This window comes from Pseudoalteromonas issachenkonii (assembly GCF_002310795.1).
GTDB classification, from domain to species: domain Bacteria; phylum Pseudomonadota; class Gammaproteobacteria; order Enterobacterales; family Alteromonadaceae; genus Pseudoalteromonas; species Pseudoalteromonas tetraodonis.
Window position 1 is genome coordinate 912,529 of record NZ_CP011030.1, and the last position, 25,191, is coordinate 937,719.

At 41.1% G+C, this 25,191-nt stretch carries 24 protein-coding genes; 19 read left to right on the top strand and 5 right to left on the bottom strand.

Annotation, left to right across the window (positions count from 1 at the left end; translation table 11 throughout):
• Positions 1-43 precede the first annotated feature (43 nt).
• From PISS_RS04195 to cyoE, 17 genes are all read left to right on the top strand, one after another.
• Positions 44-643 carry an alpha-ketoglutarate-dependent dioxygenase AlkB family protein gene (locus PISS_RS04195; protein WP_013464344.1) on the top strand — a complete coding sequence of 200 codons (600 nt, stop codon included), beginning with the start codon at positions 44-46 and terminating at the stop codon, positions 641-643.
• Between the two features lie 69 nt (positions 644-712).
• The gene (locus tag PISS_RS04200) at positions 713-1,024 is read left to right on the top strand and encodes a BolA family protein (protein WP_028835483.1); all 312 of its coding nucleotides are present in this window, start codon (positions 713-715) and stop codon (positions 1,022-1,024) included.
• Between the two features lie 109 nt (positions 1,025-1,133).
• Complete coding sequence (gene fabV, locus PISS_RS04205) at positions 1,134-2,327, top strand: enoyl-ACP reductase FabV (RefSeq protein ID WP_058154300.1); 1,194 nt, start codon at positions 1,134-1,136, stop codon at positions 2,325-2,327.
• Positions 2,328-2,682: 355 nt separating this feature from the next.
• Entirely contained in the window at positions 2,683-4,026 is a 1,344-nt protein-coding gene (locus PISS_RS04210; RefSeq protein ID WP_024601888.1) for a Na(+)-translocating NADH-quinone reductase subunit A, read from the top strand.
• Between the two features lies 1 nt (position 4,027).
• Positions 4,028-5,233 carry an NADH:ubiquinone reductase (Na(+)-transporting) subunit B gene (locus PISS_RS04215; RefSeq protein ID WP_008111893.1) on the top strand — a complete coding sequence of 402 codons (1,206 nt, stop codon included), beginning with the start codon at positions 4,028-4,030 and terminating at the stop codon, positions 5,231-5,233.
• Entirely contained in the window at positions 5,226-5,975 is a 750-nt protein-coding gene (locus PISS_RS04220) for a Na(+)-translocating NADH-quinone reductase subunit C (protein WP_024601889.1), read from the top strand. The genes PISS_RS04215 and PISS_RS04220 overlap by 8 nt, the downstream gene beginning before the upstream one ends.
• A complete protein-coding gene (locus PISS_RS04225; RefSeq protein ID WP_006791491.1) occupies positions 5,975-6,607 on the top strand; it encodes an NADH:ubiquinone reductase (Na(+)-transporting) subunit D in 633 nt (210 codons plus the stop codon). Before PISS_RS04220 ends, PISS_RS04225 begins: the two co-directional genes overlap by 1 nt.
• Before the next feature lie 10 nt (positions 6,608-6,617).
• Positions 6,618-7,226, top strand: a complete 609-nt coding sequence (gene nqrE / locus PISS_RS04230) for an NADH:ubiquinone reductase (Na(+)-transporting) subunit E (RefSeq protein ID WP_006791490.1) — start codon at positions 6,618-6,620, stop codon at positions 7,224-7,226.
• 17 nt (positions 7,227-7,243) lie between these two features.
• Entirely contained in the window at positions 7,244-8,467 is a 1,224-nt protein-coding gene (gene nqrF / locus PISS_RS04235; RefSeq protein WP_013464349.1) for an NADH:ubiquinone reductase (Na(+)-transporting) subunit F, read from the top strand.
• 140 nt (positions 8,468-8,607) lie between these two features.
• A complete protein-coding gene (locus tag PISS_RS04240) occupies positions 8,608-9,633 on the top strand; it encodes an FAD:protein FMN transferase (RefSeq protein WP_036956789.1) in 1,026 nt (341 codons plus the stop codon).
• A gap of 97 nt (positions 9,634-9,730) precedes the next feature.
• Entirely contained in the window at positions 9,731-9,943 is a 213-nt protein-coding gene (gene nqrM / locus PISS_RS04245) for a (Na+)-NQR maturation NqrM (protein WP_010391098.1), read from the top strand.
• Between the two features lie 324 nt (positions 9,944-10,267).
• Entirely contained in the window at positions 10,268-10,696 is a 429-nt protein-coding gene (locus PISS_RS04250) for a hypothetical protein (RefSeq protein WP_013464351.1), read from the top strand.
• A 326-nt stretch (positions 10,697-11,022) separates the two neighbouring features.
• Entirely contained in the window at positions 11,023-11,976 is a 954-nt protein-coding gene (gene cyoA / locus PISS_RS04255) for a ubiquinol oxidase subunit II (protein WP_058154301.1), read from the top strand.
• A 2-nt stretch (positions 11,977-11,978) separates the two neighbouring features.
• On the top strand, positions 11,979-13,967 hold the full coding sequence (gene cyoB / locus PISS_RS04260; protein ID WP_024601893.1) for a cytochrome o ubiquinol oxidase subunit I: 1,989 nt from the start codon (positions 11,979-11,981) through the stop codon (positions 13,965-13,967).
• Positions 13,964-14,596 (top strand): cytochrome o ubiquinol oxidase subunit III, encoded by a 633-nt coding sequence (gene cyoC / locus PISS_RS04265; protein WP_008111916.1) that lies wholly within the window; start codon positions 13,964-13,966, stop codon positions 14,594-14,596. The genes cyoB and cyoC overlap by 4 nt, the downstream gene beginning before the upstream one ends.
• Positions 14,596-14,952, top strand: coding sequence for a cytochrome o ubiquinol oxidase subunit IV (gene cyoD, locus PISS_RS04270; RefSeq protein WP_058154302.1), 357 nt, complete (start codon positions 14,596-14,598; stop codon positions 14,950-14,952). The genes cyoC and cyoD overlap by 1 nt, the downstream gene beginning before the upstream one ends.
• A 9-nt stretch (positions 14,953-14,961) precedes the next feature.
• Positions 14,962-15,846, top strand: a complete 885-nt coding sequence (gene cyoE, locus PISS_RS04275) for a heme o synthase (RefSeq protein ID WP_008111919.1) — start codon at positions 14,962-14,964, stop codon at positions 15,844-15,846.
• Between the two features lie 95 nt (positions 15,847-15,941).
• On the opposite strand, the gene PISS_RS04280 is transcribed toward cyoE, so the two are convergent.
• From PISS_RS04280 to PISS_RS04295, 4 genes are all read right to left on the bottom strand, one after another.
• A complete protein-coding gene (locus PISS_RS04280) occupies positions 15,942-16,619 on the bottom strand; it encodes a hypothetical protein (protein WP_058155465.1) in 678 nt (225 codons plus the stop codon).
• 135 nt (positions 16,620-16,754) lie between these two features.
• A complete protein-coding gene (locus tag PISS_RS04285) occupies positions 16,755-18,722 on the bottom strand; it encodes a phytase (protein WP_058154303.1) in 1,968 nt (655 codons plus the stop codon).
• Between the two features lie 11 nt (positions 18,723-18,733).
• Positions 18,734-19,708, bottom strand: coding sequence for a metallophosphoesterase (locus tag PISS_RS04290; protein WP_058154304.1), 975 nt, complete (start codon positions 19,706-19,708; stop codon positions 18,734-18,736).
• Between the two features lie 64 nt (positions 19,709-19,772).
• Positions 19,773-22,079, bottom strand: coding sequence for a TonB-dependent receptor plug domain-containing protein (locus PISS_RS04295; protein WP_058154305.1), 2,307 nt, complete (start codon positions 22,077-22,079; stop codon positions 19,773-19,775).
• A gap of 285 nt (positions 22,080-22,364) precedes the next feature.
• Here PISS_RS04295 and PISS_RS04300 point away from each other — a divergent pair, with 285 nt between their 5' ends.
• Both PISS_RS04300 and PISS_RS04305 read left to right on the top strand, forming a co-directional pair.
• Entirely contained in the window at positions 22,365-23,273 is a 909-nt protein-coding gene (locus tag PISS_RS04300) for a GGDEF domain-containing protein (protein WP_058154306.1), read from the top strand.
• Positions 23,257-24,255, top strand: a complete 999-nt coding sequence (locus tag PISS_RS04305; protein ID WP_058154307.1) for an AraC family transcriptional regulator — start codon at positions 23,257-23,259, stop codon at positions 24,253-24,255. Before PISS_RS04300 ends, PISS_RS04305 begins: the two co-directional genes overlap by 17 nt.
• Here the strand turns inward: PISS_RS04305 and PISS_RS04310 are convergent, their stop codons facing one another.
• The gene (locus tag PISS_RS04310; RefSeq protein ID WP_058154308.1) at positions 24,256-25,164 is read right to left on the bottom strand and encodes a histone deacetylase family protein; all 909 of its coding nucleotides are present in this window, start codon (positions 25,162-25,164) and stop codon (positions 24,256-24,258) included.
• Positions 25,165-25,191: the final 27 nt, after the last annotated feature.

Below are 25,191 nucleotides of genomic sequence, written 5' to 3' on the forward strand. Positions count from 1 at the left end.
AATAGTTTAATGATCGGTAATCAAATGATAGGTAAATTCTAACATGCAACCGCCAAACGCCAACCCCCAACTGTTACCAAATGGCTTTTCTTATCAAAGTAGGGTGCTTAGTGCGCAAAAAAGCCTCGATTTATTTTATTATTTGCAGCAAAACTTAAATTGGCAACAACCAAATATCACGGTGTTTGGCAAAACGGGGCCAATACCAAGGCTGCAATGTTTTATCAGCGAAGAGAATCTTGAGTACGGCTATTCTGGGCATAAACTCGATTTAGAGCCTTGGCCAGACGTATTACTTGCTATGCGAACACGATTAGAAAATCACCTACAGCAACCGTTTAATTCAATTTTGGTTAATTATTATCGAGATGGCCACGATAGTATGGGCTGGCATAGCGATGATGAGGCGCAGCTAGGGCCTGAGCCTACCATAGCCTGTGTATCGCTTGGCGCAGAGCGATTATTTAAACTTAAACACAAAGTAAGTAACAGCATTACTAACATTAAATTACAAAGTGGTAGCTGTTTAATAATGAGCGGCCAAAGCCAACAAAATTACCAACATGCATTGCCCAAACAAACAACGCTTAAACACCCTCGAATAAGTTTAACGTTTCGCTATATTAATAATAGTTTCAGTTAAATAGCATTAGCCATGGTATAGCTGCAGTTGTTATAGTAAGGACATAACTGAATTTTGAGGATGGTTTTTATGTCAATGCAAGAACAAATACGTAACAAGCTAGCCGATGCGATTGCGTGCAAGCATTTAAATGTGATCAACGAAAGCCATATGCACAGTGCTGGGACTGAATCACACTTTAAAGTGATTGTAGTCAGTGAGGAATTTGCTGGTAAGCGATTATTGCAGCGTCATCGTGAAATTAATGAAATTTTAAAAGATGAGCTGGCAAATCATATTCATGCGCTTGCGATGCACACTTATACCCCTGACGAATTTACAGAGCACGACGGCGAAGCGCCGCAGTCACCTAATTGCATGGGCGGCTCAAAAGTTGGATAACAGGTAATAGTGGATTGGTTTGAGCAGTGAGTAACTGATCAGATCAGTTTTTTTTGTTTTAGCCTTTAAACTAGCGCTAATTTTTATTGTAAAAGATATAGGATGATCAATGGTCATTAAGCCTAAAATTCGCGGATTTATCTGCACCAATGCACACCCAGTAGGCTGTGCAGAGCATGTACAAGAACAAATTAATTATGTTAAGCAGCAAGGGGCATTAAAAAATGCACCTAAAAATGTATTAGTTATTGGTGCGTCTACAGGTTATGGCCTAGCGTCTCGCATTACCGCTGCATTTGGTGGTGGCGCTAAAACATTAGGTGTTTTCTTTGAAAAAGAAGGCACTGAGCGTAAAACAGGTTCTGCGGGTTGGTATAATACGGCGGCGTTTCAAGCAGCCGCTGAAGCTGAAGGTTTATGGTCAAAAAATATTAATGGTGATGCGTTTTCTAACGAAATTAAACAAAAAACAATCGACACCATTAAAGCTGAATTAGGTAAAGTTGACTGTATTATCTACAGCTTAGCGTCACCTCGTCGAACTGATCCAAATACCGGCGAAGTGTTTTCTTCAACGCTTAAGCCAATTGGTAATGCGGTAACCACTAAAAACTTAAATACATCAAAGCGTGAAATTGATGAAGTAACCGTTGAAGCGGCGAACCAAGACGATATCGACAACACCATTAAAGTAATGGGTGGCGAAGATTGGGAAATGTGGATTGATGCACTTAAAGACGCTGATGTACTCGCAGATAACTTTAAAACCACGGCTTACACTTATATTGGTAAAGAACTAACGTGGCCAATTTACGGTCATGCAACAATTGGTAAAGCCAAAGAAGATTTAGACCGTGCCACTGCTGCTATTAAAGCTGCTACCCAAGATTTAAATGGTGAAGCCTACGTTTCATCGCTTAATGCGGTTGTTACTCAAGCAAGCTCTGCAATTCCAATCATGCCACTTTATATTTCTGCCTTATTTAAAGTGATGAAGGCTGATGGCACTTACGAGGGCACAATTGAGCAAATTCATGCGCTATTTAGTGAGAACTTATACGGTGATTCACCTCGCTTTGACGAGGGCGGGCATTTATTCCAAAACTATAAAGAACTGGAAGATGACGTTCAATCTCGCGTTCAAGCCATTTGGGATAGTGTAGATACAGACTCAATTGATGAGTTAACCGATTATATTGGTTACCATAATGAATTTTTACGCTTGTTTGGTTTTGGTATTGACGCGGTTGATTATGAACAAGATGTAAATCCTGTTGCACCTATTGCCAATATGATTGACTAACTTGTCGCTGATAGCGCATTTTTGAAAAAGTCGCCTTGTGCGGCTTTTTTGTTTTTTAGCTTTGATTTGAAAAAATATTTGCTAATTGTTGGCTAATTTACCACTTTGGTCTAGCTTGTATTTTATTAATTGTTAATTACAAAACTAAATAAACGTTTCTCTCGTATAATTTTCATAAATACACTCGCATAGTCAGCCACAATAATGTTAAAATCAAAGCAATATGTGAGGAGTTTTACTGCGCTGCTTGTTTGGTATTTATAGCGAGTCATTTTATATAGCTTGCAATAATACAAATAGCGGCGTGGTTAGTACGATTTTTCAGTTTCTTTCCGTTAATGTAGTGCAAGTGCGTATGATCAATATAAAAAAAGGTCTGGATTTACCCTTAGAGGGCGCACCTCAGCAAGTTATTCATGATGGTTCTGCCGTCAAACGTGTAGCTGTGCTAGGTGAAGAGTTTATCGGTATGCGTCCAACCATGCATGTTCGTGTGGATGACCAAGTCAAAAAAGGCCAGGTACTTTTTGAAGATAAAAAGAACCCAGGCGTATTATTTACTGCACCAGCTTCTGGTACAGTAAAAGAAATTAATCGCGGTGCTAAACGTGTTCTGCAATCTGTTGTTATTGAAGTAAACGGCAGTGAGCAAATCACCTTTGGTTCTTTCTCGGAAACTGAGCTTAACAGCTTAGACCGTGAAAAAGCTAAAGAAGTACTAGTTCAATCGGGTCAATGGGTAGCACTTCGTGCTCGTCCATTTAGTAAAGTGGCAGCGTTGGATGCAAATCCGAGCTCTATTTTTGTGACAGCTATCGATACCAATCCACTTGCTGCAGATCCTGCAGTAATTATTGCTGAAAATGCGAAAGCGTTTGAAGCAGGTTTGGCTGTTGTGTCACGTTTAACCGATGGCAAAGTATTTGTTTGTAAGCAAGCAGGTAGTCAAGTTCCTAGTTCACCTATTGCTCAAGTAGAAGTACATGAGTTTGGTGGCGTGCATCCGGCTGGCCTTGTTGGCACTCATATCCATCACCTTGACCCAGTATCTGCTAGTAAGCAAGTTTGGCACATTGGTTACCAAGACGTTATTGCGTATGGTCACCTTTTCCTTACTGGTGAAATTTACACAGACCGTGTGATTTCGCTTGCAGGTCCGCGTGTTAAGAATCCTCGTTTAGTGAAAACACAATTAGGTGCTTCACTTGATGACTTAGTTGCAGGTGAATTAGAAGACGGTGATAACCGTGTTATTTCTGGTTCTGTACTTGCAGGTGCTACGTCGTCTGGCGTTCATGCATTTTTAGGTCGTTACCATGTTCAAGTATCTGTATTACTTGAAGGTCGCGAAAAAGAATTTTTTGGCTGGATTGCACCAGGTAGTGATAAATTCTCTGTAACGCGTACATTCTTGTCTCACCTTACACCGAGTCGTTTATTTAAAATGACAACGTCTACGGGCGGTTCAAAACGTGCCATGGTTCCACTTGGAAGCTATGAGCGTGTTATGCCACTTGATATTTTGCCAACGCTCTTATTACGTGACTTATTGTCTCGTGATTTAGACAGTGCAATTTCATTAGGTGCGCTTGAATTAGATGAAGAAGATTTAGCGTTATGCACCTTCGTTTGTCCTGGCAAATACGAGTACGGCGCAGCCCTACGCGATTGCTTAACTACGATCGAGAAGGAAGGCTAAAATGGGCTTAAAAACTTTCTTAGAAGATATCGAACCGCATTTTGAACCAGGTGGTAAGCATGAGAAATGGTACGCGCTGTATGAAGCCGCTGCGACTATTTTTTACACGCCAGGTTACGTAAACAAAGGTTCAACTCACGTTCGTGATAACATCGACCTAAAACGCATGATGATTTTAGTGTGGATGGCGACGTTCCCTGCCATGTTCTTTGGTATGTTCAATATTGGTCATCAAGCGGCAATCGCGCTTGGTAATGGTTTTGAACTAGCTAACATTTGGCAAGTAGGTTTATTCCAGTTATTAGGCGGTGAGTTAACCGTTGATGCTGGTTGGGGCGCAAAAATGTTCTACGGAGCATGTTTCTTCCTACCTATTTATGCAACAACCTTTATTGTCGGTGGTTTTTGGGAAGTATTGTTTGCTTCTGTGCGTAAGCATGAAGTAAATGAAGGTTTCTTCGTAACCTCTGTATTATTTGCATTAATCCTGCCTGCAACGATTCCTTTATGGCAAGTTGCGCTAGGTATTACTTTTGGTGTAGTTATCGCAAAAGAAATATTTGGTGGTACAGGTCGTAACTTCTTAAACCCTGCGCTTGCTGGTCGTGCGTTTTTATTCTTCGCATACCCTGCACAAATTTCAGGTGACACAGTATGGACTGCCGTAGATTCATTCTCTGGCGCGACTATGCTTGGTCAAGCGTTTGCTGGTACGTTAAATTACGCGACTGATATTGAGCTTTGGTGGAATGCGTTTTACGGATTCATTCAAGGTTCTATGGGCGAAACGTCTACACTAGCAGTGCTTATTGGTGGTTTATTCCTAATTTATGTACGTATCGCGTCTTGGCGTATCGTGCTAGGTGTATTTCTAGGTATGGTAGTAACCTCATCAATACTAAATACTATTGGTTCTGAAACCAATGCTATGTTTGCTATGCCTTGGTACTGGCATATGGTATTAGGTGGTTTTGCATTCGGTATGTTCTTTATGGCAACTGACCCTGTATCTGCTGCATTTACTGATAAAGGTAAATTAGCATACGGTGCGCTTATTGGCTTTATGGTTATCATGATCCGTGTTGTTAACCCTGCATACCCAGAGGGCATCATGCTAGCAATCTTATTTGCTAACTTGTTTGCACCTTTATTCGATCACTTTGTAGTGCAAGCTAATATCAAGCGGAGGTTGGCACGTAATGTCTAGTAATAACGAATCAATTGGCAAAACGCTAGCTGTTGTTGTCTCATTATGTTTAGTGTGTGCAGTTATTGTATCGCTAACATCTGTACAACTACGCCCTCTGCAAAAAGCAAATAAAGCAAAAGATATTCAAAGCAATATCTTAGCTGCTGCTGGTATTGGCAAAGTTGATAACGTTGCAGAAACGTTTGAAGCTAAAATCGAAACCCGCTTTGTTGATATGCAAAGTGGTGAGTTTGCTGAGCCGGTAGAAGATTTCGACTTTGAAAAAAGCAAATATGATGCTGATTTAAGCAAGTCTCTTAAAGAGAATGGTATTAAGGACATCGCCGGTATTCAACGTATTACCAAGCGTGCGCCTGTTTACATCTCTAAAAAAGACGATGGCTCTACTGATGCAATCATCCTTCCTATTCAGGGTTATGGTTTATGGGGTTTAATGTACGGTTTTATCTCGCTTGAAAGCGATGGCGAAACTATTAAAGACATTATTTTCTACAAACATAACGAAACACCTGGTTTAGGTGGTGAAATTCAAAACCCACAGTGGACTGCAACGTGGGAAGGTAAAGAGTTACCAATCCAAATCGTTAAAGGGACTGCAGCTGGTGATGAGCATAAGATCGACGGTCTTTCAGGTGCTACATTAACATCTAACGGTGTTGACCATGCAGTTGACTTTTGGACTGGCGAAAATGGCTTTGGCCCTTTCCTTGCGAAAGTACGTAAAGGAGCATTGAACTAATGGCTGATACTAAAGAAATGAAGGCGGTCCTATTCGGTCCAGTTTTCGCTAACAACCCAATCGCATTACAAGTACTTGGTATTTGTTCTGCGCTAGCGGTAACGTCTAGCTTAAAAAATGCATTAATCATGTCAATCGCATTGACATTGGTAACTGCATTCTCTAGCCTTTTTATCTCGACTATTCGTAACCATATCCCATCATCAGTACGTATCATCGTACAGATGACGATTATTGCATCATTAGTAATCGTGGTTGACCAAGTACTACAAGCTTTCTCTTACGCTACGGCAAAAGAGTTATCTGTATTCGTTGGTCTAATCATTACTAACTGTATCGTAATGGGTCGTGCTGAAGCTTATGCAATGAAGTCGCCGCCATTAATGTCTTTCCTTGATGGTATTGGTAATGGCTTAGGTTACTCTGTAGTGCTTCTTACTGTTGGCTTTATTCGTGAGTTATTCGGGAAAGGTTCACTGTTCGGTGTTGATATTATTCCATTAGTACAAAATGGTGGTTGGTACCAACCTATGGGTCTATTGATCTTACCACCGAGTGCATTCTTCATCATTGGTTTATTCATTTGGGTACTTCGTACTTATAAGAAAGACCAAGTAGAAGCTAAAGCGTAAGGGGCGATAAGTGGAACATTATATTAGTTTATTTGTAAAAGCCGTTTTTATTGAAAACTTAGCGTTAGCATTCTTCCTAGGTATGTGTACTTTCTTAGCCGTGTCTAAAAAAGTAACTACATCAATTGGCCTAGGGGTAGCGGTTATTGTTGTATTAGGTATTTCAGTACCGGTTAATAACTTGGTTTACCATGCGGTATTAGCACCAGGCTCACTTGAGTGGCTTGGTTACCCAGAAGCGGATCTTAGCTTTTTACGTTTCTTAACTTTCATTGGTGTTATTGCTGCACTGGTGCAAATTCTTGAAATGGCATTAGATAAGTTCTTCCCACCACTGTACAACGCATTAGGTATTTTCCTACCACTAATCACAGTTAACTGTGCAATTTTTGGTGCGGTAGCCTTCATGGTTGAGCGTAACTATAACTTCGGCGAGTCTGTTGTTTATGGTATTGGCGCTGGTGTGGGTTGGGCGCTTGCAATTACATTACTTGCAGGTATCCGTGAGAAAATGAAGTATTCAGACGTACCAGATGGTTTACGTGGTCTAGGTATTACCTTTATCACTGTTGGCTTGATGGGTCTTGGCTTTATGTCATTCTCTGGTATTTCACTGTAATAATAGCGAGGTCAATCATGGATATTTTCTTAGGCGTTGGTGTTTTTATCGCTATCGTTGTAATACTAGTTTTAATCATCATTGGTGCTAAATCTAAGCTAGTTGCAAGCGGTGACATCATCATCGGTATTAATGGCGATCCAGACAAAGCCATTAAAACATCAGCAGGTAGTAAGCTATTAGGTGCACTATCTGAGTCAGGTATTTTCGTATCTTCTGCATGTGGTGGCGGTGGCTCTTGTGGTCAGTGTCGCGTTCACATTAAAGAAGGTGGCGGTGATATTCTGCCAACTGAACTTGACCACATCTCTAAAGGTGAAGCACGTGAAGGTTGTCGTTTAGCGTGTCAGGTTAATGTTAAAAATGACATGGAAATTGAACTTGAAGAGTCAATTTTCGGTGTTAAAAAATGGGATTGTGAAGTTATCTCTAACGATAACAAAGCAACGTTCATCAAAGAACTTAAGCTACAAATTCCAGATGGCGAGTCAGTGCCGTTCCGTGCGGGTGGTTACATCCAAATCGAAGCGCCAGCTCACCATGTTAAATACGCTGATTTCGATATTCCTGAAGAGTATCGTGGCGATTGGAACCATTTTGGTTTCTTCGACCTGGAGTCAAAAGTAGACGAAGAAACAATTCGTGCTTACTCAATGGCTAACTACCCAGAAGAAGAAGGCATTATTATGCTTAACGTGCGTATCGCTACGCCGCCGCCAAGAAACCTAAGCCTACCATGTGGTAAAATGTCATCGTACATTTGGTCACTGAAAGAAGGTGATAAAGTAACTATTTCTGGTCCATTTGGTGAGTTCTTCGCTAAAGACACAGACGCTGAAATGGTATTCGTAGGTGGTGGTGCAGGTATGGCACCAATGCGTTCACATATCTTTGACCAACTTAAGCGTTTAAACTCTAAGCGTAAAATTAGTTTCTGGTATGGTGCGCGTTCTAAGCGTGAAATGTTTTATGTTGAAGATTTTGACGGCCTAGCTGAGCAAAATGATAACTTCGTTTGGCATACAGCGCTTTCAGATCCGCAACCAGAAGATAACTGGGAAGGCTACACTGGCTTTATCCACAACGTGTTATTTGAGAACTATCTTAAAGACCACGAAGCGCCTGAAGATTGTGAGTTCTACATGTGTGGTCCTCCAATGATGAATGCGGCAGTTATCTCTATGCTTAAAGATTTAGGTGTAGAAGAAGAAAACATCTTATTAGATGATTTCGGTGGCTAATACCCAAACTAAATAAATTTAGTTAAAATACCAGCCTCATAGCACTAAGTGTTATGAGGCTTTTTTATATCAACTGACTGAGTTTGGCTTTACCGCTGATTTTAGTTGATACTCTATTTAACCTTTATAAGTAGGCTATTATGAATCGATTAAGCACAGTTAAAGGCGTGGTAGCCTTATTTTTAATCATATCCACGTTACTTATCACCGGTTGTGGCAATTCACAACACAACGAAGAAGCTTACCTTGAAGGTAAAACGATGGGGACAACTTACCACATCAAGTTTTACGCTGATCAAGTAGACCCTCAAGCAGTACAAGCAGAAATAGATGCGGTTTTAGTTGATATTAACCAGTCTATGTCGACCTATATTGAAGAGTCAGAAATAAACACCTTTAACCGTTTAGGTGCTAATCAAGTAATGCCAATTAGTGATGATTTTAGAGCGGTTATTGCAGAATCTATACGAATTGGTGATTCAACTAAAACACTCGATGTGACTATGGGACCGCTAATTGATTTATGGGGGTTTGGTCCTGATAAAAAACCAACAAAGCGCCCAACGGATGAAGCACTGGCAAATATGGTCAGTAACATTGGTATAGATAAGCTGGTCCTTAATGAGCAAGGGTTAGCTAAAACAGTTGCTGATTTAGAGCTGTCGTTTTCGGCTACCGCAAAAGGCTATGGTATTGATAAAGTTGCTGAGCTATTACAAAGTAAAGGCATTACAGATTACATGGTTGAAATTGGTGGAGAACTGCGTATTGCTGGTACAAAACCAGACAATCAAGCATGGCGAATAGCAATCGAACAACCTGATGCAAATCCGGGCGAGCGTAAAGTACACCGCGTATTAACACCGGGTAATAATGGTATTGCCACCTCTGGCGATTATAGAATTTTTTATACTATGGATGGTGAAACCTATACGCACCTTATTGATCCGATGACAGGCATGCCAATTAAGCACGATTTAGTCTCTGTTACTGTTTTACACCCAAGTGCAATGACGGCGGACGGTTTAGCGACTGCTTTAACGGTAATGGGTATGGAAAAGGCACAACGCTATGCGCAGCAGCATGATTTACCTGTGTATTTAATTGCGAAATCGGCACAGGGGTTAGTCACCTATTCAAGCCCTGCGTTTAAGCCTTATTTATAGTCTTTAGGTTTATATCCTTATCATGAGGGTATATAATGCAATAAGCTCAGATATGATGTTTGGGCTCATTTTATTGCTGAACAATAGGGGCTAAGCAATGTCACTTTTTTTTCTAACCTTTGGCTTACTTATTTTAATTGTCGCTGCAATGGCGATAGGCATGATAGTACAAAGAAAATCGATGGCGAGTAGCTGCGGAGGCCTAGGCTCTGTAGGTATTGATAAAGCATGTGATTGCGATGATCCATGTGATAAACGCAAAAAGCGTCTAGCCAAAGAGCAAGTATGGAAAGAAAACCAAATTCTTTAAATAGGGTATCCCTGTTTAAACAAAAAACCTCTCGTAGCTCACTACGGGAGGTTTTTTATTTATATCGGCATAAATAAATCACCAGCCGATAAAATAATCGTGTTTTTATCTTGAACAGAAAATTCTCTTTGTTATACTCATGCCCGAACTTTCAGTAAGTTTTGAAAGTTCTATTGATGCGGATCAAAACTAGCTTGGCAAAATAGTGCTAATGCGTTGAGACTGTATTTCATGTCACTGTATAAGGCTTTACGGCTGCAACCTTTTTTGTTGCCACGGTGTACACCGAATTTTGTTATTAGTCATTTTAATAGGTTAATGTTTTTGAACTCACTTTCTTTGTTTCATACCAGCGCTTTGCTTACCTTAGGTAAGTCAGTGTTGCATGAGCGCTTTAAAAAAGCGAAAAAGGGCGTGAGTGTGGCTGTAACATTATTAGTTTTTAATGTCGTTATGTTGCTTAGTGGCGCTATTGAGGATGCCTTTAGGCTTGAAGCATTGGTCAGTGATGGCTTTTTTATAGAGCCATTATTACTGACAATTGCCGAATTTTTAGCTCATCCCATCTTATCGTGTCAGTTACTTATTGGCCTTTGTTGGCTATTGTTCCACATGTTTCCAGCGCGTCGTGCTGGGATAATCCTCCGTAAAGCAGCCTTTGCTTTTAGCGAGGCTAAAGTTCAGCAACCAGTGCAAGCTGCGCATGGTTGTCGTGCTCCACCTAGCTTTACAGGTTGTCTGTTTACCCATTAATTTTATGGGTATAGGTTACACCTGTGGTATCTAATTATTTATTCTTGCTGTAAATAACGATTACTTTCATTGTAGCTTAGTGTTTTTACACACTCTCAGCCAACCATACCTCACCCAAGTTAATTTTTATTGCGTTATATTAATGTGTTTAAAAAAGCTGGGTTGGTTCTGCTAGGTGGTTTTATTAAGCCAGTGGTCAATACTTCATGCTTGCATTCGCTCTGCATTATTGTAATTCAATCTTAATTAACTTGGGTTTTTATCAAATATCGTTGCTAAATATTTTTGGCAGCTAATAAAAACTCTTTAGGTTTTAGGATAGTCCCTTGTTAATTCGTAACCTTTTTAATATTGCTTTAGCTAGTATGGCGCTGATTTTATCAGGCTGTAATGGCGGGGTACTCGACCCAAAAGGGCAGATAGGTATTGATGAAAAAAATCTGATCATCATCGCCACTGTGCTTATGTTGTTAGTTGTGATCCCCGTTATTGTGATGACTTTATATTTTGCTTGGAAATACAGAGACACACAAAACCATGAAATTTACGCACCAAAATGGGCTCACTCTAATAAGATTGAGGCTGTTGTATGGGCGGTTCCTATTGTTATTGTTGTTATTTTAGGTGTGATCACCTGGCAGTCAACGCAAGAGCTTGACCCCTATAAACCGATAGAAGGTAAAGGTGAACATCTTACTGTTGAAGTGGTGTCACTTAATTGGAAATGGTTATTTATTTACCCTGAACAAGGTATTGCTACGGTAAACGAATTGGTATTTCCTGCTAATGTTCCGGTTGAATACAAAATCACGTCAGAAAGCACCATGAACTCGTTTTTCATCCCTCAGTTAGGTAGTCAAATCTACTCAATGGCGGGCATGGAAACTAAGCTGCATTTAATTGCTAATGAGCCAGGCACGTTTAAAGGCTTTTCGGCTAATTACAGTGGCGCGGGTTTTACTGGTATGAAATTTAATGCCATCGCAACGCCAACAAAAGCTGACTTCAACCAGTGGGTTGAACAGGTAAAAACTAACGCTAATAATCTTACTCATGCCAATTATGTTGAGCTTGCAAAAGCAAGTGAGAACAACCCAGTTGCTTATTATGGCAAGGTTGATGGCGGTTTATTTCATACCATAGTGATGAAATACATGCAGGCGCATGGCGATATGAATAAAAAACATCATGCCATGGGTAAACATCAGCAGATGAGTAATGAGCATCAAGCAATGGGTAATCATTCAATGCCATCATCACACAGCCAGGGCGAGGAATAATCATGTCGTTTTTAGGTAAATTATCTATAGATGCAATTCCGTTTCATGAACCTATTATCATGGTTACCATGGCGGTGATTGCTGTTGTCGGGCTTATTATAGCTGGGCTAATAACAAAATATAAAAAATGGGGTGTGCTTTGGCGTGACTGGATCACCTCGGTTGATCATAAACGCTTAGGCGTTATGTACATTTTATTAGCACTAATCATGCTGTTTCGTGGTTTTTCTGATGCCATTATGATGCGTGCGCAGTTAGCGCTTGCTACCAGTGGCGCGCCAGGCTATCTACCGCCAGAGCATTACGACCAAATATTCACCGCTCATGGCGTTATTATGATCATCTTTATGGCGATGCCATTTATGATTGGTTTAATGAATATTGTTGTACCACTGCAAATTGGTGCCCGTGATGTGGCTTTTCCATTTTTAAATAATTTAAGTTTTTGGTTTACTGCTAGTGGCGCCATTTTAATAAATTTATCACTTATATTTGGTGAATTTGCTAAAACAGGCTGGGTTGCTTACCCACCGTTGTCGGAGTTGACCTTTAGCCCTGGGGTGGGGGTCGATTATTATATTTGGGCCTTGCAAATATCGGGGCTCGGTACGCTATTAACCGCTGTTAACTTCCTAGTGACAGTATTTAAAATGCGTGCCCCTGGTATGACTCTGATGAAAATGCCAATTTTCACATGGGCATGTACGTGGGCAAATATCTTAATTGCGGCATCATTTCCAATTTTAACCGCAGTGCTCGCCATGCTAACGCTAGACCGTTATTTAGATTTCCACTTCTTCACTAATGAAGCAGGCGGTAACGCCATGATGTATATCAACCTGTTTTGGGCATGGGGTCACCCAGAGGTATACATTTTAGTATTACCAGCTTTTGGTATCTTCTCTGAAATAGTGTCGACTTTCACTGGTAAACGTTTATTTGGTTATAAATCGATGGTATATGCCAGCGGTGCCATTTCTATTCTTGGCTTTATTGTATGGTTACACCACTTCTTTACTATGGGTTCAAGCGCTAATGTAAATGCCTTCTTTGGGGTAATGACCATGGTCATTGCTGTCCCTACTGGGGTTAAGTTATTTAGTTGGTTGTTTACTATTTACCGTGGTCGCTTGCGCATTACTGTGCCCGTACTGTGGACGCTTGGTTTTATGGTTACCTTCAGTATTGGTGGTATGACGGGGGTATTACTAGCAATCCCTGGTGCCGATTATGTATTGCATAACAGCTTATTCTTAATCGCTCATTTTCATAACACCATTATTGGTGGCGCAGTATTTGGTTACTTAGCTGGTTTTGTTTTTTGGTTCCCCAAAGCAATGGGCTTTAAGCTTGATGAACGTTGGGGTAAAGCATCATTTTGGTGTTGGTTAATCGGTTTCTTTGTAGCCTTTATGCCATTGTACGTACTCGGCTTTTTAGGCATGACTCGTCGCTTAAATCACTCTAATAATCCTGATTGGAATATCTGGCTTTACATTGCTGCAGTGGGCGCCGTGATTATTATGTTCGGTATTATTTGCCAAGTTATTCAGCTTTATGTGAGCTTTAAAAACCGCGAAGCGCTTGATGATACCACCGGCGATCCTTGGAACGGTCACACCCTTGAATGGTCAACGTCATCACCGCCACAATACTATAACTTTGCTGAAATCCCGCATGTTGATGATATTGATACATGGACTGACATGAAAGAAAAAGGCCTAGCTTATCAAGGTAAATCTAGCTATAGCCCAATTCATATGCCAAAAAATACCGCATCGGGTGTGCTTATTGCTGCGAGTTTAACGGCGTTTTGTTTTGCCATGATCTGGCATATTTGGTGGTTAGCAGGGCTTGGTTTTATTGGTGCAATTGCGCTATTTATTAACCGCGCTTACACCAGCGATGTTGATTACTACGTGCAAAACGATGAAATATTACAAATTGAAGGCGCGCATATTGCCAGTAATACGAAGGAGGTAAGCGCATGAGTACGTTATCTGCAACTCAAGGCCATGTAAATTTAGAGCCTCATAGCGTAAGTCATACGCATGAGCATCACGATACCTCTGGCGATACAATCTTTGGCTTTTGGCTTTATTTAATGACCGATTGCCTTTTATTTGCCTCATTTTTTGCAACCTACGCAGTGCTTTATATGAACACCGCAGGTGGTGTATCGGGCAAAGATATTTTTGAGCTTGATTTTGTTGCCGTAGAAACTGCGGCGCTACTTATAAGTAGTATTACCTTTGGTTTTGCCATGATTGCCGCTCAAGGGCAAAAAAAGGCGCTGACGCTTGGTTGGCTCGCGGTTACTTTTTGTTTAGGCGCGGTGTTTATTGGCATGGAAATTTATGAGTTCCATCATTTAATTGTTCATGGCAATGGCCCACAGCAAAGTGCTTTTTTAACATCGTTTTTCTCATTAGTGGGTTTGCATGGTTTACATGTAACTGCAGGCCTTATTTGGATGAGCATAATGATGATAGAAGTGATCAAGCGCGGTTTAGGTAAACAAACCGTCACGCGCTTAAGTTGCTTAAGCTTATTTTGGCACTTTTTAGATATTGTGTGGATTTGTGTATTTACCGTTGTTTATTTAATGGGAGCAATGTAATGAGTCATAGTGAAACGCATGCTTTAACGCAAATGCAAAGCCAACATCATGAACAGTCGCATGGCAGTGTTAAAACCTATCTTATTGGTTTTGTTTTGTCAGTGATTTTAACGGCCATTCCATTTTGGATGGTGATGGAGGGCGATTTTTCAAAAGTCACCACGCTTTGGAGTATCGTTACTTTTGCAATCGTGCAAATTTGGGTGCATTTAAAATACTTTTTACACCTTAATTTCACCACCGATGAAGGCAAAGCGAATACCTTTACCTTCTTGTTTAGCGCGTTGATCATCGTCATGGTGGTTGGACTGTCTGTTTGGATCATTTATGAATCAAACGCAATGATGATGTATTAGAGGTTTCAGATGTTTCGTCGTTATTTAGCTGTTACTAAGCCAGGTATTATTATGGGGAATTTGATCAGCGTTGCCGGTGGTTTTTTACTTGCCGCCCGCGGTGATATAGACCCATGGTTAATGTTGGTTACCTTGGTTGGTTTATCGCTTGTTGTTGCATCGGGATGTGCCATAAACAATGTTATAGATAGAGACATTGATGTTGCTATGGCACGTACTCGCTCACGTGTAACTGTAACGGGCGAAATGTCTGCAAAAGCCGCTTTAAGCCATGGCGTGTTATTAGGGCTAATTGGCTTTGGCTTATTAATCGCCTTTACCACTCAAGCGGCGGTATTTTTTGCCGCCTTTGGCTATGTCATTTATGTAGGGGTGTACAGCCTCTACATGAAACGCAACTCTGTTTACGGCACCTTTATTGGTAGTCTATCGGGCGCAGTTCCACCTGTTGTTGGCTATTGCGCCGTTACGGGTGTGTTCGATATGGGCGCATTAATACTGCTGGTGATGTTTAGTTTGTGGCAAATGCCGCACTCATATGCGATTGCTATTTTTCGCTTTAAAGATTACCAAGCCGCTAATATTCCAGTATTGCCCGTGGCGCAAGGTGTTAACAAAGCTAAGCGCCATATTGTGCTTTATATTGCGGTATATGCTTTAGTGGTGATGCTATTGCCAATTAGTGGTTATACCGGTGCTGCCTTTATGGCCGTTGCCTGTATTACGAGTTTTTGGTGGTTACTCATGGCACTTAGAGGATACCGCTACAACATAGATACTACCCGTTGGGCACGCCAAGTGTTTGCGTTTTCTATTATTAATATTACCGCTTTGAGTATTGCCATGGCGGTAGATTATCAAACAATTGCGCCACAACTAGTGGCGCTAAACTGATCTAAAACGATCAATGAACCGAGTTAATTCCCAAAGTTAACCAAAGGCTCTGAGCATTGCGAGGAGCCTTTTTTCGTCCCTAAAACAAGGCTAAATTATTTACTTAAGCTTTCAGCATCATAAAACATCGGTTTCAATGTGCCACAATTTATAAACTTATAATTGAGCTCACCAGCAGAGGGCACTTCATTTGAGGTGCGAAACTTTTGTAAACAGGCACCACTTAAATCAACAAACATTATATGATGATAGCTTGGTGGCTGAGTTATTTGGTGAATATAAATACGCTCGTTATTTTTTAGCGTAACCATATCGTACTGTTGCCATTTTGAGGCTGGGCTTAAATCAGTTAGCTCACGAGTAAATAACTGCTCGCTAAGCTCTACTAATTTATCACTGTAAACTAAGCTACCTCCTTGTCTAAAATCTCCAAGATACACATCTGCGGTAATCGCGACTTCTTCGCCTCGCATTAAGCGTTGAATATTAAACGGCTTTGATTTTACGGTAACTAACTCAGCGTCACGTACTAAATCTAAAAATGGAATATCAGATACATCTACCTTGTACATAACATGTACATCATAAGGAAGCTCAAAGCTTGGAATGTTAATCGCGTATACACTTGAACCTTTATTAACCAACACCATGGCATGCTCTGCTTCATATTTGGGGTTTAATGGCGGAAGTTCTGGTGGCTCTTCGGCATTAGCAAGCGAGCTGGTACAAAATATAATGCTGATAAATAAATATACGAAGTAGGGTAGCCGCATAATAACCTCAATTAATTTATAGATATAAAGTGTAGTATACATTTATACATAATTATCTTTAGTTATATTTTAGTAAAGCTTAAACGTGATACACACTAAAGCTTTAGCGTGTATCAGTACATTTAGGGTTAGCTATTATCTAATTGCTTTTTTCACTTCGCGCCAGTCAATAATTTTAAAGTTTTGTGGTTGGAGAGGCATGCGATTGTAGCCATCTTGTACTATAAGCATGCCTTCAGGATAACCAGGCACAGCCGTTGCTGTAACGGTTAAACCGTCAGTTTCACCTACGCCATCAATGCCTTTATCTAGGTTTGCAATTACATTAAACTTACCTGCAAAGCTTAGACTAGGCTCTGTGTCATCTGAGATTTTATAAAGCACATAGCTATTATCGCCTTGGCTTGATACTACTAAATAGCGAGCATCATTAGCATGATAAATTTCCATACCTTCAACATCTGCCACCAGTTGCTCATTAACACTTTGTAGCTTTACTGCTTTGTTACCAGCGGTAGGCTCTGCACCGATATACCAAATGCCTGCATCTTCTTCACCTGCAAATAGTTGGCCTAGATTATCATCAGCACTACAGCCTTCAGGTTGGCTTGGTAGAGTAAACTCTCTAACCAGTTCACCACTTAAATTACTTTGCTCACCGGTGAGTTTATACTGCTGAAATAAACCTGATTTATCATTAACAAACACGTAATGGCCAGACTCAGAGGAATACATACACATGCCGTAAATCTCAGGTAGGTTAGTGGCTATTTCTGTCACATGGTTTACTTGGTTATCGCCATCTACAGTAAATACGCTAATGCTATTAAGAGTACGGTTACTGGCAGTGATCCACGTATGGGTCTGGTTGTTTATACCTTGATGTTGACGCACATCAACATTATTTAAACGGCCAACATTAAGCGATTGTACTTTGCTGCCAGCAAGGTCATAAACCATCAAGCCGCGACGTTTATCAGTGCCTAAAATTAAGCTTTTTTTAGCGTCTTGCTCATTAATCCAAATAGCCGGATCATCTGCTGCATCACCAAACGCAGCAACCGGTGTAGTTTGTGAGCTGGCATGAAGGTGAGTCATCGCGACATTGTTTTGTGAAGTCGCTGTTTGCGCTGTGTAGTTAACGTTTGCTTGAATGTAAGCGCCTGTTTCATCATCAATTAATACCAGCTGGGCTTGACTGTCATTGATAAAGCTCGCTGCAACAGACTCTATTGTGTACGCACCTGCCAGTGACCATTGGCTTAGCTTGTCTGTTTGAGCTTGGTAAGCATAAACCACATTACCATCAGTGGCACTCAGCCATAAAGTACCGTCTTGTGATACCGATAGGGCCCCAATTTCACTGTTTAATTCGCCGTAGGGTTGTACCAAAGCCACAGGCTGCTTATTGGCATCAGATTCTGCATCCGCGTTAATAGCCCACACTCCGAGCTCTGCTTCACCCACATACAGAGTTTTGGTGTCATCATTAACAGCACAACCTGAAGCCTCAGTGACTGCAGAGAACTCACGTACTGCGATATTTTTAGCTTGGTTAGTGGCTAAATCATAAATAACCGTTTCGCTGATCAAGCCGCGAACATCTGGCACAAATGCTGATACAGTTTCGTTATTGCTATTTTTAAATAAACACACGGCATCGGGCTGGGCTTGAGGTGGACTAATACGGGTGAGTTCATTTAGCTGCCAAGTTTGGCCATTTTTTATAAGCTTAAAAATAACCACATTATCTTGGTTGTTATCTAGAGTTGCCAATAAAAATTGCTGCGCTGCTATTTTTTTCAGTGAAATTGACTCAAAGTTACCGGCGAGCAACACACGGCTTTTCTCGTTATCGGCAAGTAATAAGCCCTGGCTTTCGCTCGCCATTAGCCATTGATTATTACCTAGAGCTGCTGCTTGTGAGCCTTGCATGTTTTGTTGTGGGCCGAATAATTTGGTTTCAATGTCTGTTTTTTCAATATATGGTTTTGTAACTGCTGCATTATTTGGTGTATCGTCATTACTTGTACAGCCGCTTACTGCAGTCATTAGGAGTGCACTGACAAGCACAGCTGAAATTGTATTTAGTTTAAAGTTCATTATTTTATCCTTTACTTATCTAGGTGCTTTTTAGTGCTAAAACGTACTTCACCAAGGTGATTAATCGCGCTCATTGTTAGCGTTTCGCCATTGATAGAGATACTTAAAAAACCCGGTGTTGCTTCTGCGTAGCGGGTAAATTCACGTTGTTTTACAAACCGTGCTTCACTGCCACCACCAGAGACAAAGTGAGCCACCTTGCTATTTTTTGGTTGATTGTATTGCAAGTCATGCTCGTGCCCTGCGATATAAACGTGCACGTTATGGCGTTCTAAAATAGGTTCTAAAATGTCGCGAAGACCTTGGTTGCGATCAAAGCGTTTACCGCTAGAGTAGAGCGGGTGATGGCCAACAACAATTTTCCATTTTGCGTTACTGCCAGCTAGTTGGGTTTCAAGCCATGCCAATTGTGTTTGATAGTTTTGACTTTGGGTTGAGCGGTATTTTTCACGGGTTTTATATTCAGGTTGAATCGGGTTGGTATCTAAAAAAACCATTAACACTTGCTCGTTGTTTTCAAGTGCAAATGTTTTACTGTAGTACCTTGCTGGTAATTGCCAGCGCTGACTTTTTGCTGTGTAGTCAATTTGTGCTTGAGCATTACCAAGGTAATCGTGATTACCCAAAACAACATACCAATCTTCAAATGTGTGAGGGCCGTGGTATATATTCTCAAAGGCTGATTGCCAAAGAGGATCGTTCACACTTGCCACACCATTTGGGTAAAAGTTATCGCCGGTCGAGACAACAAAATCGGCATCGGTTTGGTACATGGCGATTTCTAGCTGATGAGCCACCTCTTTTTGATAAAAGTGGCCGTTGTGTCCCCAATCACCAATAACCATAAAGTTAAGGCTATTAGATAACGTAGTTAACTTGGCTATTTTTTGTTGTTGATATAGCGTATCTTTATAAATAACGGATTCACCAGCTCTAAGCGCTGATGAGCACAGTAGCGCGGCCATTATGAAAGACAATTTAAACATGTTTTAACTCCAAAAAAGCACGCGATGGCTTGCCAATACGTGCTTAAAATGACAATACGTGTGATTAGAATGCGTAACGTAGCATTACTTGAATCACAGGACCTGCTTCTTCAGACTCAAGCTCGTACTCATCAAAGTTACGATTATTTTGATCATCAAGAGAGTCAAACTTGTTGAAAACTTCATCTTTACTGGCATCAAGTAGGTTTGAACCAACTAGGCGAAGCGTTACATTTTCCCAGCGTTTTTCTACGAATAACTCTAAATCAGCACCATAAGAGGTTGTCACTTCTTCACCCACAAAGCGTCCGTATGCATCACCTTGATTACGGTACGTGGCACCAAATGATGCGCCAAGTGTTGGTAAATCTTGGATAAAGCCTACGTTATAAACATAATCAGATTGGTCATTAAATTTACGCTTACCAAAGCTGTCTTCAACTTCACTGTCGAGCCAAGAGTAGTTTAAGAAGATACCAGTGTTAGGCATGTTCAAGGCGCTTAGTGGAGTTGATAAATCAAACTCAATACCTTGAACTGTGCCATCGCCGGTATTTTGTGGTTGCAGCACAAATGTGCCTTCGCCTTCTGAGCCTTCAACACCGGTACTGGCAATTTCAATAAGGTCGCTAACGTCACGGTAAAATACGTTTACACCAACAACACCACTTTTACCTAAACGGTATTCGTAACCCAAATCGATACCCCAAGATGATTCTGGCTTAAGGTTTGGGTTACCTAAAAAGTCATTATCGGCGAGCTCTTTTTCAAGTAAGGCGGGTGTCATGTAGTCAAAGTCAGGGCGGCGTAAGCTGCGAGCAATAGAGGCACTGACTCGGCCGTTATCGCTGATGCTATAACGAAAGTGAGCCGACGGTAAGAAAAAGTCATAATCATTCTCGGCAGTTACGCCTTCATTGGTATCAGTAATACTTGAATCAGTTGACTCCCAGCGCACCCCCATCTCCCACGAGAACACATCCGCTTCATGCTTGATTAGCGCAAATAAATCAAAACGGTCTTCTTCTAGGGTATTAACGCCACCAGCCACTGGTTCAAAGGCGTTGTCAAAACCGGCAAGAGTCAGTGGATTCTTAGTAAATTGATCCCAATTGGTAAAGTCTTTTTCAAGCTCATCTTCAGCGACAAAAATAGCGGTATCGCGCTCTTTGCCTTGTATAAAAGCACCAAATTGAATTTCTTTTGAATCACCTACTAGTAAGCTGTGCTGCCATTGTAATGACCATTCTTTATCATCGATATCAACGGTTTCTTCTGCTTCTTCAAATACCATTGGAAGTTCTGAGGTATCAAGCTCAACTTCTTGTTCGTAAACAGACTCTTCAAAGCTGGCGTAACCCACTTTAAATTTACTGGTGCCGCCGAGCAGAGGTAATTCATAGCCAGAATTAATGTTGTAGTTGGTTTGATTAATAAACGAAACGTTTGCGTTATCTGAGAGTAAATTACCCCCTTCAACAACAGAGCCTGACGTTGCCGTTGGGTTGTCGTATTCAAAAGAGCGTTCGTCTTCAGTACGGTCGGTATCAACCCACATAGCACTAATGTCAAACTTACCGCCATTATCAAATACCTTCTCAAAGCTGGCATTTAAAGAGGTATCATCGCCATCACGGGTATCAGATTGATCTTCACGGTTATCAAAATCGTCTGTTGCGTAATTCGGGTTATTTTCAGGGCTATCACCATAACGTCTGCTTGATTTTTGTTTTGGGTTATAACGACCTTGTAAATTAGCGCCTAACAGTAAACGCCCACCTGCAAACTCAGTGCCGTAAACGCCCGCAAGGCTCTCTTTTATTTCGCCATCATCATAACGTAAGCCACCAGCGCGAATATAACCGCCGTCTAAGCTATAGCCATCGCGTAGTACAATATTAAGCGTACCTGCTATGGCATCGGCAGAGCGGTTGGCACTAGATGAGCGAATAATTTCTACACGCTCAATTAATTCTGCAGGAATACGGTCAACAAAGAATGAACGGTCAGCACCTGCGCCCGGAACTTCCTCGCCATTAATAAGTACTTTTGTGTAAGCAGGGCTTAAACCGCGCATACGTGCGCCGTCTGACTCCAGTACATCAGATAAAAAAGTAACACTAGGAACACGCTTTAATGCATCACCTGCGGTGAGTGGTTCAAAGCGCTGAAAGTATTCTTGTGAGTATTCAAGCGTGGGCGCTAGTTCTTGCGAGCGGTTGCGATAACCAATCTCGCCATATACCACAAGTTCTTCAGAAACCTTTACTTCAGGTTCTCTTGGTGATGTTTGTTCTTGTGCATTCACGCTAACACTAAATTGGCTCAGTGCTAACGCCGCCACAACAGCATTTAACTTAAATTGTTTCATTGATTTGCTCCGGTTGTCCTTGGTTTGGTGAGCAAACTAAAAAAAGTTAATGACGCTAATGTGACAGTTTTACCGTTAATTCCTGACAAAACGCCAACTTAGTGCTTTTTAAACAGACATTTGAGCTGTTTAAACACGGCTCCAGCGCACTAAAGATGGTTATTACTAGGTTAAATACCTATAAATTTTAATCTCAATGTCATATCAATGAGCCAATATGACCCTGACGAACACAGCATGACTAAGCTAGCATGCAGACCAACATAGACTAAAGAAGCCACCCTAATGCGATATAACCCATTTACCAACCATGCAAAATTAACCAACACCATCATTTTATTGTTAGTTATGGCTGTAGCAATATGTACTTATTTTGGCGAACTTAAGCAATGGCAAGACATTGCGTGGCTCGATATTGTCGGTGAGGGCGGGATTGTGTTGATGACTCTCAGCTGGATAGTTGCATTACTTATTTCACGTCCGCCAGGCAAAGTAACCACCTTATTGGTGCTAGGTTTGGGTTTGTTTATGTTCTCCGCCACGCTCGATTTACTCGATGAGTGGTTAAAACAACCACCACAATTATGGCTCACTTGGTTTGAATCACTGCCAGCGCCGTTTGGTATGTCGCTTACCAGTGTTGGGCTTTATTATTGGCATCAAGAACAATTTGTTTTAAATCGCCAATTGCGTCGTCGAGAAGCGCATCTGCGAGAGCATGAAAAAGTCTGTCCTGTAACAGGGTTATACCGAGTTAACTACTTACATTCACTGATGCAGCAACGCCAAACAGAGCAGCAATCCGCCACTTTAGGTGTTATTGATATTCGTGATTTTGCAAAGTTTAATGCGCAGTTTGGTTTTAGTGAAGGCGATAGGTTACTACGAGAAATTAGTGATTTATTAGTAATGAATTGCCGATTAAACGATGTGCTATGTCGCTATGCCGGTGATTGCTTTATTGTACTTATGCCGAATACCAGCCAAAGCCAAGCCAATGAGCTATTAGCGCAAATGAAAGCGGCGCTTAATCACTGTGCGTTTAAAGTCGCAAAAAGCAAAGGTGCACAGTTTCAGCATATTTTAACCGCCACCATGGCAATGGATTTAGAGCAAGATCCAGTGCAGCAAACCAGCCAGCTACATCAACAATTACAACAACAGAAGGCGCTTGTAGGTGCAGCAGTATATTAGCTTAGACGATAAATACCTCAGCGCCGAGGGGATTATCACTGCGCTGGTGGAGCTTGCTCAAGGACGAGGGATCCCGCTGCATAAATTGCTGCGTGGTACGGGTATTTTTGAGCAAGATTTATATGACCTATCACAGCGTTTTAGTTTATCGCAGTTATTGGCTTTAATTAGCCAGTTTAAAACCTTAATGAAGAGTAACGACAGTGGTTTTTTACTGGGTCATCAATTGGTTAATGATGTTAGCCCTGCGGTGCAAAGTGTGCGTTTAAGCCCAAGTTTAGGTATGGCTTTGAAGCAATTACAACAGATCCGCACTGTTATTGCGCCTTTATTTTTTACCCGTAAGCATATTTTTCAAGATGATTTTTATCTGTACTTGCAACCGAGTATCGGTATGGACGAGTCATTAAAAAATTATTGTTTTGAAATATATAGTGCCGCGTTAATTAGCTTACTTAAAAGAGTGAGTGATCACTACCCACAGTGTTATTTTGATTTTACCTGTAAGCGCCCGCGGCATATTCAAGAGTATGAGCAGCACTTAGGCTTACGGGTTCGGTTTGAACAACCCTACACCCGTTGGCACTTTAATAAACAATTACTTAAGTGCTCAAACCCAGAGTCAAGCCCATTGCGGTGGCAGCAGTGCATAGCGCAAAGTCAATTGCCTAAAAATGTATCTTTGTCTTTTGTTGAGGCAGTTTGCCTATCCATTTACCACAATACAAACAATAATCTCGTTAGTACTGCAGAGCAATTTGCTATGAGCTCGGCGACTTTTAAGCGCAAACTGAAACAGCATGGTTTTAGTTATTCACAATTACAAGATGAACAAAACAAACTTAAAGCGCTTTATTTACTGGGGGTGTGTCAGCAAGGCAATGAAGAAGTCGCGATGCGTTTAGCATTTTATGATATTCCTAATTTTCGCCGTGCATTTAAGCGTTGGACAGGTATTACGCCGAGTCAGTTAAAAGTATAATTAAAAACTGGCAGCTTGCTCTATAACAATGCCATGACGTTTTGCTAGGCGCTGATGATCTCTGTCATAGCCTCCACCAATCACAGTGGCCACCGGGGTGTTATTTGCAAGGCAACGCTTAAGCACTATGTGGTCGCGCTTTTCTATTCCTTGCCAACTAATATCCAGTTTGCCTAAGCCATCCTCTTGCCAAATATCAACCCCAGCATCATACAAAACCAGATCTGGGTTAAGCTCGTTTAATAAAAATTGCAGGGTATCGTCAACAATACCTAAATATTCAGCATCTTGCATATTATTGGCTAAACCAATATCTAAATCGCTAGGAGACTTTCTAAATGGGAAGTTTTTCTCACAGTGTATCGAACAGGTAAACGCATAAGGTTGATGAGCCAGCATGGCTGCGGTGCCATCACCTTGGTGAACATCTAAATCAAAAATCAGTACGTTGGTCACTTCACGGTTTTGAATTAACGTTTGTGCGGTAAAAGCTAAATCGTTCACCATGCAAAAACCCGAGCCAAAATCACTATGGGCATGGTGAGTGCCGCCTGCTAAATGACACGCAAGCCCATTTTTAAGTGCTAAACGCGCGGTTTGCAGTGTCCCTAATGGGGCGGTAAATGTGCGGTTCATTAGTGCTTGTGACCAAGGTAGGCCTATACGGCGCATGGCTTTTTCATCTAGGCGGTTATGCCATAAATCGTGAATGTAGTTTTCACAATGTACTATTTCTAACTCTTCAACACGACCATGTGGTGGCTCAATGATATTATCGCCAGCAAGCCCAAGGGTTTTAACATGCTGGTGTAGCTGTGCAAATTTACTCATTACAAAGCGGTGTTTGGGATCAAAACTAAACGAGTAATTAGGATGATAAACTAAAGGTAGATTGGGATTTAAACTCATATCTGCGTCGTTTAATTATTTTTGATT